At 66.6% G+C, this 12,933-nt stretch carries 8 protein-coding genes; 4 read left to right on the top strand and 4 right to left on the bottom strand.

Going from position 1 to position 12,933, the window contains the following annotated elements; genetic code table 11:
* Positions 1–31 precede the first annotated feature (31 nt).
* Complete coding sequence (locus tag ABIC17_RS09910; RefSeq protein ID WP_354281402.1) at positions 32–1,969, bottom strand: sialate O-acetylesterase; 1,938 nt, start codon at positions 1,967–1,969, stop codon at positions 32–34.
* Positions 1,969–3,108, bottom strand: a complete 1,140-nt coding sequence (locus tag ABIC17_RS09905) for an aldose epimerase family protein (protein WP_354281401.1) — start codon at positions 3,106–3,108, stop codon at positions 1,969–1,971. Before ABIC17_RS09905 ends, ABIC17_RS09910 begins: the two co-directional genes overlap by 1 nt.
* A gap of 144 nt (positions 3,109–3,252) precedes the next feature.
* Here ABIC17_RS09905 and ABIC17_RS09900 point away from each other — a divergent pair, with 144 nt between their 5' ends.
* Entirely contained in the window at positions 3,253–4,821 is a 1,569-nt protein-coding gene (locus tag ABIC17_RS09900) for an alpha-N-arabinofuranosidase (RefSeq protein WP_354281399.1), read from the top strand.
* Positions 4,822–4,858: 37 nt separating this feature from the next.
* Entirely contained in the window at positions 4,859–6,781 is a 1,923-nt protein-coding gene (locus ABIC17_RS09895; RefSeq protein WP_354281397.1) for an NPCBM/NEW2 domain-containing protein, read from the top strand.
* A 13-nt stretch (positions 6,782–6,794) separates the two neighbouring features.
* Here ABIC17_RS09895 and ABIC17_RS09890 read toward each other — a convergent pair whose 3' ends face one another.
* Entirely contained in the window at positions 6,795–8,432 is a 1,638-nt protein-coding gene (locus ABIC17_RS09890; protein WP_354281395.1) for an amino acid ABC transporter ATP-binding/permease protein, read from the bottom strand.
* Positions 8,429–10,078, bottom strand: a complete 1,650-nt coding sequence (cydD, locus tag ABIC17_RS09885) for a thiol reductant ABC exporter subunit CydD (RefSeq protein ID WP_354281393.1) — start codon at positions 10,076–10,078, stop codon at positions 8,429–8,431. The genes ABIC17_RS09890 and cydD overlap by 4 nt, the downstream gene beginning before the upstream one ends.
* Positions 10,079–10,205: 127 nt before the next feature.
* Between cydD and ABIC17_RS09880 the strand changes: the two genes are divergently transcribed.
* Both ABIC17_RS09880 and cydB read left to right on the top strand, forming a co-directional pair.
* Positions 10,206–11,774 carry a cytochrome ubiquinol oxidase subunit I gene (locus tag ABIC17_RS09880; RefSeq protein ID WP_354281391.1) on the top strand — a complete coding sequence of 523 codons (1,569 nt, stop codon included), beginning with the start codon at positions 10,206–10,208 and terminating at the stop codon, positions 11,772–11,774.
* Between the two features lie 14 nt (positions 11,775–11,788).
* Positions 11,789–12,931, top strand: a complete 1,143-nt coding sequence (gene cydB, locus ABIC17_RS09875) for a cytochrome d ubiquinol oxidase subunit II (protein WP_354281390.1) — start codon at positions 11,789–11,791, stop codon at positions 12,929–12,931.
* Positions 12,932–12,933: the final 2 nt, after the last annotated feature.

Genomic DNA, 12,933 nt, shown 5'->3' with positions numbered 1-12,933 from the left:
CTGGACTCGCGCTTTCGCGGGAGAACGTGGATCAGCGTAACGGCATCTCGAACGGACCCGCAGGAAGCCCGGCATCGTCCACCAGATTGACCACCGGAAAATCCGCCCAGGCATAGCGCAACCGCGTCGCGGGTTTTCCATCCCCCGCCAACATCACGCGATTGCCCGACACCCTCGCCGTGACATAGCGGCACGACCCCGCCTCGGCCCCGCACAGTTCGAACCCAATCGCCTGTGCCGCGCTCCGCGCATGAAGCGCACCGGTCACGCCATCGAACGTAACCGTCGCACCGCCGCTCGTGTCCCGCGCCGCCTGGGTCACCCGCGGCCCCGATGCGGAGGCAGGCGCACCATAAGCCATCGCCCCCATCGCGCGCGCCAGACGCCGCCCGACTTCGTGCTTCTCGCCCGGATGGATATCGAGTGGATCCCCTAGGTCGATCGCCACGGCGAGCGCGGTATGGCCGTCGGTTTCGGCAACTTGCCGCATGTCCTCGCGAACCTGCGCCGTCCCGCTTTCGCCCGGCGTCACCGCAGGCTTCCCGAAGCCCGGGAGCGACACGATCGCAAAGGGCAGCTGCGCCACGCCGACCTGCGCGCGCCATTCCGCCATCATCGCCTTCAACCGTCCCGCATAGCCCGGATAAGCGGTGTCGGACTCGCCCTGATACCAGGCCACCCCCGCCATTCCCGTCTGCCCGAGCGGTTTGATCATCGCGTTGTAGATCGTGCCCGCGCCGGTGATCTCGTCCCACGGTACGCGGGGCGTCGTTCCCGAGACGCGCTTCGCCAAGGCATAGCGCCACCCATCTGAGATCGGCACGCTGCTGCCATCGGCGAAGGTCAGCTTCATCGCCTCGGCAGGGCCGGGCATGCCGCCGGTCGAGTAGGCGTTCTCGACGTTGATCGTGATCACGTTGCTGCCCGCTTGCAGTGTCCCAGGCGCGACCGGATAGGAACGTGCGTCCCATCCGCCGCGCCCACCGACGGGCTTGCCGTTGATCCAGGTGCGGTCCGCGTCGTCGATCGCGCCGATCGAGATCGTCGCCAACTGCCGTGCCTGCTCGGCGGTCAGCGTCACGGTCTTCTGGTACCACAGCATGCCGAGATAGGTTTCGAGCGCGGGCACGCCCCAATTCTCGTAGAAGGTGATCCGCGGCACGGGCTTCCAGTCAAGCACAGCCTGTGGCTGCCACGGTTCCTGCCCGGGCTTGTCGCCGGTCTTCTCGCGCCACCAGCTTTCCCACGCTAGCCCCGCGCTACGGTTCGCGGCGGCGGGGTCGCGGGCGTAGAGGTCAAGCAGGTCGGCTTGCGCCCCGCGCCCAGACGCACGCTGCGCGGTCTCGCCCATCCAAGCGGCGATCTGCGATCCTCCCCAGCTCGAATGGATCGCGCCGATCGGGACCTTGGCGGTCTTGCGCAGTTCCTGCACCATGTAGAAGCACGACGCCGAGAAGCCGCCCGTCGTTTTAGGGCCAGCCGCGGCCCAGGCCGGTTGCGTGCCGAACCGATCGAGCGGCTTGACCGACGTTTGCTTGGCGATCGTGACCAGCCGGAGCTGATCGTCTGCTGACCCCATCGTCTGGCCGAACCCGTCCTGCGCGCGGTCGACCGTCATTTCCATGTTGCTCTGGCCCGAGCACAGGAACACGTCGCCGACCAGCACGTCGTGGAGTTCGGTCGTCCCGCTCGGGGCCATGACGAGCAGATCGTACGGCCCGCCTGCCGGAAGTGCGGGCAGAGTGACCCGGAAGCTCCCGTCGCGCGCAGCCTTTGCTTGCGCCGACCGACCGCCGAGCACGACCGAGACGGCTTCGCCCGGGATCGCCTCGCCGGTCACGACGATCGGCTGGTTGCGCTGAACGACCGCATGGTCGCCCATCAACCCGCCGACTTTGGGGGCGGCCGTTGCGGGATAAGAGAGCGTGCCGGCGACCAGCGCCCCCACGCCAATCGCCAGCGTGCGCATCAGCGTGCGCTTACCGAGAAGCGATACACGATCACGTTGCGATACGCCTGACCCGGATCAAGCCGCGCCGACCCCAGCGCGGGCTGGTTCGGCGTATCGGGGAAGACCTGCGGTTCGAGCGCGATTGCATCGCCCTGCCGATAGGCGCGGCCCGATTTGCCGACTGCGGTGCCGTCGAGGAAGTTGCCGGTGTAGAGCTGCACGCCGGGCTGGTTCGACAGCACTTCCATCGTGCGCCCGGTCGCGGGGTCCTCGACCCGTGCAGCGAGGCGGGGCGTCTTGCTCAGGTCGCGCGCGATCACGTAATTCTCGTCATACCCCTGTCCGAAGAGGATCTGGGAATCGCTCGCGTCGCGGATCCGGCTACCGATGACGGTCGGTTTGCGGAAGTCGAGCGGGGTGCCTTGGACCGGGCGGAACGTCCCGTCGGGGATCAGCGTCGCGTCGACCGGCGTGGTGGTTTCCGCCGGGATCGTCAGCACCGCGTCATAGATCGAGCGCTGCGACGCTTCGCCGCCCAGATTGAAGAAGCTGTGGTTGGTGATGTTGACGATCGTCGGCTTGTTGGTCGTCGCACGGTAATCGACCGTCAGTTCGTTGGCATCGTTGAGCGAATAGGTCGCGGTGACCTTGAGTTCGCCGGGATAGCCCTCTTCGCCGTCCGCGGCCGTGTAGGCGAGCGTCACGTGGCTAGTGGCGCCACTGGTAACCTCGACCACTTTCCACAACCGCTTGTCGAAACCCTGCACGCCGCCATGAAGCGCGTTGGTCTTGTTGTTGAGCGCGAGCGAATAGCTCTTGCCGTCCAGCGTAAACTTGCCCGCCTTGATGCGGTTCGCATAACGCCCGACGGTCGCGCCGAAGTAATTGGGGGCCGCCAGATAGCCGCGCATGTCGGTGTAGCCGAGCGTCACATCCGCCATCTTGCCGTCGCGGTCGGGCACGTCGACGCCCTGCAGGATCGCGCCGTAGCTGAGGATCCGGGCTTTCATCCCCTTGGCATTGGTCAGCGTAATCACCTCGACCGGCTGGCCATTGGCGAGCTTCCCGAACGGAGCACGATCGGCGGTGCCGGCATAAGCGGCTGCGGGCGCGAGCAAGCAAAGAGAAAGCGTCGTCGTTGCGAGGGTCTTGAGCATAGGAATCCTTCTCCGCGGGCGGGGTGTCCGCGCCGAAACATGCGCCGTTGACGTCACGGCTTGGCACTTATACTCAGACAATATCGGTCAAAGAGCAACCCCTCGAGCAAGGGTGAAGCCTGATATCGGAGAAGGACCCTCGCCATGTTGAAACGTGCCCGTCTAACCTTGTGCCTGACCGCAAGTGTTCTTGCCGCATCTGTCGCAACCGCGCAGCAGGCTCCGACCGAGTCCGCGACCGCGACGATCCAGGCCGACAAGCCGGGACCACGCATGAACCGGCAGGTTTTCGGGCAGTTCGCCGAACATCTCGGGCACGGCATCTACGATGGCATCTGGGTCGGCGAGAAGTCGAAGATCCCCAACGACCACGGCTATCGCCGCGACGTGCTGGAGGCGCTGAAGGCGATCAAGGTGCCGATGGTGCGGTGGCCCGGCGGATGTTTCGCGGACGAATATCACTGGCGCGACGGTATCGGCCCGCGCGCCAAGCGCCCGGTCAAGATCAACACCAACTGGGGTGGTGTGAACGAGGACAACGCGTTCGGCACCAACGAATATATGGGGTTCGTCGAACGTCTCGGCGCGGAGGCCTATGTCTCCGCCAACCTCGGCAGCGCGCCGCCGAGCGAGACCGCGCAATGGATCGAGTATATGACCTCGCCGAACGGTTCGACGCTGGCGAAGGAGCGTGCCGCCAACGGCCATCCCGCGCCGTTCAAGCTGCAATACATCGGCATCGGTAACGAGTTGTGGGGCTGCGGTGGCAACATGCGCGCGGAATATGCCGCCGACCTGACCAACCGCTACGCGCAATTCGCCAAGGCGAGCGGTACGACCAAGATGCTCAAGATCGCCAGCGGCCCGACCGACGTCGACTATGCCTGGACCGACACGATGATGCGGATCGCGGGCAAGAACATCGACGGTCTCGCGCTCCATTATTACACGCGCCCGCGCGACAAGAACTGGGGCGACAAGGGGGCTGCGCTCGGCTTCCCCGAGAGCGAATGGGCCTCGACCATGGCACACACGCTGCGGATGGAGGAGTTCGTCACCAAGCATTCCGAGGTGATGGACAAATATGATCCGGCCAAGAAGACGTGGCTGGTCGTCGACGAATGGGGCACCTGGTTCGATCCCGCGCCCGGCAGCAATCCGGGCTTCCTGATCCAGCAGAACAGCGTCCGCGATGCGGTCGTCGCAGGCATCAACCTCAACATCTTCGCGCATCATGCCGACCGCGTGAAGATGGCGGCGATCGCGCAGATGGTGAACGTGTTGCAGGCGATGCTGCTCACCGACGGCGCGAAGATGGTCAAGACACCGACCTATTGGGTGTTCGACCTTTACAAGCCGTGGCAGGACGCGACCACGCTGCCGATCGAGCTCAAGACGCCTTATTATCACAAGGACGAGTTCGCCTTGCCTGCGATCAGCGCGTCGGCGGTGCGCGATACGGCGGGGCAGGTGCATGTGGCTCTGGTCAACCTCGATCCGCATCGCGCGATCCCGCTGTCGGTCGCGATGAGCGGGGCGACCGCGGGGAGTGTCTCGGGCCGGATCGTCACGGGTGCGACGATGGATGCGCACAACAGCTTCGAGCAGCCCGACGTCGTCAAGCCCGAACCCTTCACCGGCGCGCAGGTTTCGGGCGGCACGCTGACCGCGACGCTGCCGCCGATGTCGGTGGTCGTGCTCGACCTGCGCTGACCACCGTCACCACCAGACCTTCCGACAGGAAACGACCATGCGTAATGTGACCCAACGACGCCTGCGTCGGTTCCTGCTCGGCGCGGCGAGCGTAGGCGCAGCGCTGGCGCCAACGCTCGCGCTGGCGGACGACCTCGCCCCGACCGGGCGGTGGAGCGCCAACACCGCAGGGGCCGCGCAATTGCCGCCGATGGGGTGGAACAGCTGGAACGCCTTCTACACCGACGTCAGCGAAGAGAAGGTGCTCGCCAGCGCCAAGATTATCGCGGACAGCGGGTTGCAGGCGAAGGGCTATCGCTACATCGACATCGACGACGGCTGGTGGCTCAAGCGCCGCCAGACCGACGGCCGGATGATCATCCGCACCGCGACCTTCCCCTCGGCGGCGGGCGCGGGACCGGGCGGTGAGACGAGCTTCAAGCCGTTCACAGACAGGCTCCATGCGCTCGGGTTCAAGGCCGGGATCTATTCCGACATCGGGCGCAATTCGTGCGGGCAAGTGTTCACTTCGACCATGCCCAACCAGCCCGAAGGCACGGTCGCCGAGCGCGAGATCGGGCTGTACGGGCATGTCGATCAGGATATCCGGCTGTATTTCGCCGAATGGGGCTTCGACCTGATCAAGGTCGACGGCTGCGGCGTGCGAGGTCTCCCTGCGACCAACCCTGCGGTGATCGCCGGTAAGTTTCGCGCGTTTCCGCCGATCGTTGATGCGGACTCGCTCGGCCGGACCAACATCCCGGCCGTGCGCGCACTGTATCAGGAAGTTGGCGACGCCCTGAAACGCCACAACCCCGACATGGACTATCTCTACTCGATCTGCCTGTGGGGATCGTCCGACGTCCGTGCCTGGGGCAAGAACCTCGGCAACATATCGCGCACCAGCGAGGATATCTCCGCGAGCTGGACGCGGATGCTGCACAATTACGACACCGTCTCGCGCCGCGCGCTTTATGCGCATCCGGGCGGGTGGAACGACCCCGACATGCTGTTCGTCGGCACCGGCGATTTCGAAATGACGCATCTCGAGGAAGCGCGCTCGCATTTCGCGCTGTGGGCTATGGAGAATGCGCCGTTGTTCATCGGCTATGATCTGCGCAAGGCGTCCAAGCCGATGATCGACCTGCTCGGCAATGCGCGGATCATCGCGGTCAATCAGGATCCGGCGGGCAATCAGGCGGTGCTGGCGTATGACACCGACGACGTCCAGATTCTCGTCAAGACGCTCGCCAATGGCGACAAGGCGGTTGCGCTGTTCAACCGCAACGCGGTTGTGACCGACGCCGTGCTGACCGCGGAGCATCTGAAATTTACCCCCGACGGCACGATCGCGCTCGAGGACCTGTGGACCGGGAGGAAGCAGGACTTCCGCGGCGAGGCCAAGATGACGCTCGCGCCGCACCAGACGCTGATCTTTACCGCGCGCGGATCGCGGCTTCTTCCCACTGGGCTGTATCTGTCCGAACAGCCGGGCAGCGTGAACCCAGCGGTCGACGGCGTGACCGTGCCCGAGCACGAGCCGCTGGTGCACCGCGCGGTCTCGGGTTGGAACAGCACGCGCGGCGGGGGCGATCGTCCGCGCTACGGCGGCTGGGGCGGGGCGCAGGCCGACACGACCCCTTACGGCGAAACGCTGCAGATCGGCGGCAAGCGCTTCACGACCGGGCTCGGCGTCCTCGCAAATTCGCGGCTGGAGGTGCGCAATCGGGGCTTCGCGCGCTTCACCACGATGGTCGGGCTGGACGATTCCGCGCGTGACCGCAGCCAGCCGGTCCGTTTCGCGGTCTATGGCGACGGCAAATTGCTGCAACAGTCCAAGCCCCTGCGGTTCGGTGATGCCGCGGTACCAATGTCCGTGTCGGTACAGGGCGTGAAGATCATCGAACTCGTCGTACGCACCGCGCAGCCGATGCGCTTCCCGGACCCCGCCACCTGGGCGGACGCGGCGCTGACACGCTAATCAAGGCGGCTGCTCAGGCCGCCTCGAGTGATCGCGCGGCGTCCACCGGCGTCATGTCCGCAACCAGATTGCAGGCATGACGGACACGCGCGCTGTGCGTCACGATCAGCGCGCCCTGGCCAGTCAGGCCCAGCCGTGCCGACACCCGCGCCAGTACGGCCTCCTCTGTCGCAGGATCGAGCCCCTCGGTCGGCTCGTCCAGCGACAGCCACGGTGCGCGCGACAGTAGCGCGCGTGCGAGCGAAAGCCGCCGTCGTTCCCCACCGGACAGGCAGGCACCATTCTCCCCGATCCAGGTGTCCAGCCCGAGCGCCAATGCGGCGACACGATGATCGAGCGCCGCATCGTGAAGCGCGGCCCACAGGCGCGCATCGTCGGCAGCCGGATCGGCGAGCAGCAGATTGTCGCGCACCGTTCCCACAATCAGATGCGCGTCCTGCGGCGATAGCGCGAAGATCGTGCGGAGCCGGTCGGGCGCGATATCGACGCCGTCGTCGCCGCCGATCCTGACCGTACCACGCGCGCCCTCACGCAGGCCCAGCAGCGTCTCGACCAGGCTCGTCTTGCCACAGCCGGACTTGCCGACGATCGCCACGCGGTCGCCCTGACGGAAAGTCTGCCACCCGAACGCTGCAAACGACAGATCGAACGCTAGCGGAGTGTCGTCCTGTGACGGGCAATATCGGTCGACAGGCTGCGTCAGAATCTCGTCAAGCCGGTCGGTCGCCACCGCGACGCTCGCGCGTTGTGCCAGGTCGCGCAGGAACGGCGCGGTCCCATCCACCGCCATCGCCGCTGCGAGCCCCGCAAGCGCCGCGATTGGTGCGCCGGACGGCATCGCGAGCACGAACGCCGCCGCCGCGGCAAGCGCGAGCGCGACGGATTGCACAAGATCGAGCCAACTTGCAGCGTTCACGCCGCTGATCTGCGCCTTCGCCAGAACGGCACCGGCTTCGGCCACGTCGGCACCGGCGCGATCCTCTAGGTCATAGCAGCGCAACTCCGCTGCGGCGGAACCATAGAGCCCCACCACATCTTTCAGCGCGCCGTTCGCCAGCAGGACGGCACGGGCCGGACGCGCCATCGCGCGCGCAACCACCGCGGCCAGCGCAACCGTCGCGAGGACGGTCACGCCGACCGCTACCACCGGGCCCCAGCCACCGAGCAATGTCAGCGCCCCCGCGGACCCCATCGCGCCCAGCAGCGACCAAGGCGCGGATCGCCGAACGACCGCAGCCTCGATGACGGAGACGTCCTGCACCAGTCGCGCGCTGGCCTCGCCGGTCGAGAAACCGAACGTCCGCGTCGGTCGCGCAATCGCAATCGCGCGGAACAGCACCGGCCGAACGCGCGCCATCATGCCGAGCGCGGCATCATGCCCGGTCAGCCGCTCGCCATAGCGTGCGCCGGTGCGCACGATCGCGAGCAGCCGGATCGCGACGGCGGGCAGCATGTAGTTGAAGATATGCGCGGACCCCATCACCACCGCGAGAGCGGCGGCGGTCAGGAACCAGCCCGACAGGCCCAGCAGCAGCACCGTCGCAGCCGCCACCGCGAAACCAGCCGCCGCCGCACGCCGAAGCGACCGTCGATGCTCGGAAGCGGCGTGGCGCAAGATCGATGCGACGCTCTGTGGCGAACCAGGAGTCATAACGTATCCATCCGGATGATGCGGTCCGCGATGGCGGCAAGCGCAGGGCTATGCGTGGCGATCAGCACGGTGCGCCCGATGCAGGCGCGCCGGATCGTCTCGATCATCGCGGTTTCGGCGGCCGCATCCAGATGCGCGGTCGGTTCGTCGAGCAACAGCAACGGTGCCGGTTTGAGGATCGCGCGCGCCAGCCCGATCCGACGACGCTCCCCGCCCGAGAGTCCGCTGCCCAGCGCATCGAGTTCGGTATCGATTCCCCGAGCACGCAGCGCGAGCGCGGGTGCGAGCCCGGCGCGGGTCGCAGCCCGCTCGATCTCGTGTCGCGTAGCCGAGGAGTCAGACAAGGCGATATTCTCCGCGATCGTACCCGCAAGCAGCAACGGGTTCTGCCCCGACCAGGCGGCGATCCGCGCCATGCTCGCGTGTTCCGGCAGCCACGCCCCGTCGATCCCGATCCGTCCCGCAGTCGCCGGGACGAGCCCGAGCAGGAGATGCAGCAAGCTCGACTTGCCACATCCCGAACGGCCTTCGAGGGCGACGATCTCCCCCGCCGCGACGTCCAGCGAGAAGTCTGAAACCACCGCCACGTCCGTCTCCGGATAGCGGATCGTCACCCGGTCGAACGTCACGCGGGGCGGACCGTCGCAGGCGCGCGCCCAATGCGGTGCCGCGGGAGCCTGCGCCGCGATAACCGCGTCCAGCCGCGCGCTTGCGGTCTCCGCCGCCTGCCGGTCATGATAGGCCGCCGCCAGCCGCCGCATCGGCGCATAGAATTCGGGTGCCAGCGCGAGCGCAAAGAATGCCCGCCCGAGCGTCAGATGTTCGGGCACCGCCGCCGGAAGCAGACCCAGCAGATTGAACCCCGCGTACACCGCGACCAGCGCGACAGACAGCGCAGCAAAGAATTCGAGCGACGCCGACGACAGGAACGCCACGCGCAGCACCCGCATCGTCCGCGCGGCCACTGCGTCGGACGCAGCCGCAATCCCAGCGGTCTCACGCTCGACCGCCCCGAACGCCAGAATGACCGGCAGCGCGCGAAGCCGGTCGGCGAAGCGGATCGACAGCCGGGCAAGCGCTTCGAACTGCCGCTTCGATTCCGCGGCGGCGGCACCGCCCGCAAGCGCCATCGCCGCGATGAACGGCAGCAGCGTGAGGAGCAGGATGATCGCCGAGATCGGGCTGGCGAAAGCGATGGCGACACACACCAGGATCGGGGCGATCGCGGCGGCGCGGCGCGCGGGCAGGAACCGCGCGACATAGCCGTCGACCGCTTCCACCTCGTCGACCGCGCTGGTCAGTGTCGCGCCGGTCAGCCCGCCGCCCGCCAGCGGGCGAAACAGCGCCGTCACGACGTTCAGACGCAGCGCCTTCTTGGTCGTGGCCGCATCCCGCGCACCGGTACGGAGCGATGCCATCGACGCGCCGCCACGAACGGCCCCGGCAACCAGCATCAGCGCGACCCATCCGGCGACATCCGACGACCCTGCCGCCACCGTCGCAACCGCGCCCGCCAGTCCCGCCGCAAAGCCGATCGCACCGACTGTGTCGATCAACAACAGTAACGACGGCAGGCGGGAGACGCGATCCGCAAGTGTCGCCAGAAGCGCGCGGTGCGGGGGCAGGGTAAGGGCGGCACTGGTCATGGTCGCTGCCTAGGACAGCGGCTGCCGCGATCGAATACGGGAAACCGCGTATTTCTGGAAACACCCCCGGGCGGTTAGCCGAACTGGCAGGGGTGGCTCGCTTCACGCAGGGCCAGGAGGTATCATCATGGACTTCAGTGTCGTCGATCTATCGCGACTACAATTTGCGCTGACCGCGCTCTATCACTTTCTGTTCGTGCCGCTGACGCTCGGGCTCAGCTTCATGCTGGTCATCATGGAATCGCTGTACGTGATGACCAACCGTCCGATCTGGCGGGTCGTCACCCGCTTCTGGGCGAAGATCTTCGGGATCAACTTCGTCCTCGGTGTTGCCACCGGGCTGACGATGGAATTCCAGTTCGGCACCAACTGGTCGTACTTCTCGCAATATGTCGGCGATGTCTTCGGCGCACCGCTCGCGATCGAGGGGTTGATGGCGTTCTTCCTCGAGGCGACCTTCGTCGGGCTGATGTTCTTCGGCTGGGAGAAGCTGAGCAAGCGCCAGCATCTGTTCGTGACCTTCATGGTCGCGGTCGGCACCAACCTGTCCGCGCTGTGGATCCTGATCGCGAACGGCTGGATGCAGAACCCGGTCGGCGCACGCTTCAATACCGATACGATGCGGATGGAAGTCACCGATTTCGGCGCGGTGCTGTTCAACCCGGTCGCGCAGGCGAAGTTCGTCCACACCGTGAGCGCGGGCTATGTCATCGCCTCGGTGCTCGTGCTGGGCGTATCCGCTTTCTATCTCCTCAAGGGCCGCTGGACCCAGTTCGCCAAGCGTTCGATGACGGTCGCTGCGGCATTCGGGCTCGCCTCGTCGCTGTCGGTCGTCGTGCTCGGCGATGAGAGCGGTTACGCGCTGACCGACAACCAGAAGATGAAACTCGCCGCGATCGAGGCGGCCTGGCATACCGCACCCGCGCCTGCCGGTATGACGCTGATCGGCTTGCCCGATTTCGAGACCCGGACGACGCGCTATCAGGTCGAGGTGCCATGGGTGCTTGGCCTGATCGCGACGCGCAGCGTATCGGGTGAAGTCACCGGCATGTCGGAGCTGGTGCTCAAGGCGCACGAGCGGATCACGTCGGGCCAGATCGCCTATCAGGCGGTGCAAGTGCTCAAGCGCACCCCAACCGATCCTGCGGCCCGCGCCGCGTTCGAGATGCACAAGCGCGATCTCGGCTATGCCTTGCTGCTCAAGCGCTACGTCGCCGATCCGGCGACCGCGACGCCCGCGATGATCGACACCGCCGCCTGGGATACGGTGCCGAGCGTCCCGCTGATGTTCTGGTCGTTCCGCGCGATGGCGGGGATCGGGTTCCTGATGATCGCGCTGTTCACCGCGGCTTTCCTGATCTCGACCGCGCGGCGGCATGAGCAATATCGCTGGTTCCTCCGCATCGCGGTGGCGGCGATCCCGTTGCCGTGGCTTGCGGCGGAACTCGGCTGGGTCGTCGCCGAACTCGGGCGGCAACCGTGGGCGATCGACGGTGTGCTGCCGACCTTCCTGGCGACCTCGTCGCTCACACCCGCGCTGCTGATCACGACGATCGTCGGCTTCACGGCCTTGTACGGCACGCTGGCGGTGATCGAGGTGCGGCTGATCCTCGCAGCGATCGCGCATGGCCCGATCGAGGACATGCCCGAACCCGCGCCCGTCGTGACGCTGCCCATTCCCCAGCTTGCTGCCTGAAGGACTCTCCGATCATGGCTTTTCTCGATTATGAAGTTCTCCGCCTGATCTGGTGGGCGCTGCTCGGCGTACTGCTGATCGGTTTCGCGATCACCGACGGGTTCGATCTCGGCGTCGCGGCGCTGCTGCCGTTCATCGCGCGCGGTGATGTGGAACGGCGTCTCGTCATCAACGCGGTCGCGCCGACGTGGGAGGGGAACCAGGTGTGGTTCATCCTCGGCGGCGGCGCGATCTTCGCCGCCTGGCCGCTGGTCTATGCGATCAGCTTCTCGGGCTTCTACCTCGCAATGTTCCTCGTGCTCGCGGCACTGATCCTGCGACCCGTCGCGTTCAAATATCGCTCCAAATCGCCTGATCCAAAGTGGCGGGCGCGGTGGGACTGGGCGTTGTTCGTCAGCGGCCTCGTGCCAGCGCTGGTCTTCGGCGTTGCGGTCGGCAATGTCCTGCAGGGCGCGCCCTTCAAGATCGATGACGATCTGCGCGCGACCTATGTCGGTGGTCTGCTCGGCCTGTTCACGCCGTTCACGCTCGTCTGCGGGCTGTTGTCGGTGGCGATGCTCGTGCTGCACGGCAGTGCCTGGCTCGCGGTCAAGGTCGAGCATGGCGCGGTGCATTACCGCGCGCGCGCCGTGGGTGTGGGGGCAGCGGTCGTGTCGCTCGTGCTGTTCGCGATCGGCTGGGGCTTCGTCGCGCACGGTACCGGCTATGCGGTCGAGGGCAGCGCGGATGCGTTCGGTCCGTCCAACCCGACGCGGATGACGACGGTGGTCGAAACCGGGGCGTGGCTCGCCAATTACGGCCGACATCCGTGGATGATCATCGCGCCGGTCCTGGGCTTCGGCGGCACCGCACTCGCGCTGGCGGGGATCCTGTTCCGGCGCGAGGCGGCGGCACTGGTAGGGTCGTCGCTCGCCGCGGCGGGGATCATCGCGACCGTCGGCGTATCGATGTTCCCGTTCATCCTGCCGTCGAGCATCGACGCGCATTCGAGCCTGACCGTCTGGAATGCCTCTTCCAGCGCCTCCACGCTCGCGCTGATGCTGGGGGTGACGGTCGTCTTCCTGCCGATCGTGCTGCTCTACACCGCCTGGGCGTACCGCGTGATGTTCGGCCGCGTGACCACCGCGCAGGTCGTCGCCAACGTCGACCTGTACTGACA

The organism is Sphingomonas sp. PvP056, from assembly GCF_040549155.1.
Classification (GTDB): Bacteria; Pseudomonadota; Alphaproteobacteria; order Sphingomonadales; family Sphingomonadaceae; genus Sphingomonas.
Note: the sequence above shows the minus strand (reverse complement) of the source record. Positions and strands in the feature narration are given on the sequence as shown.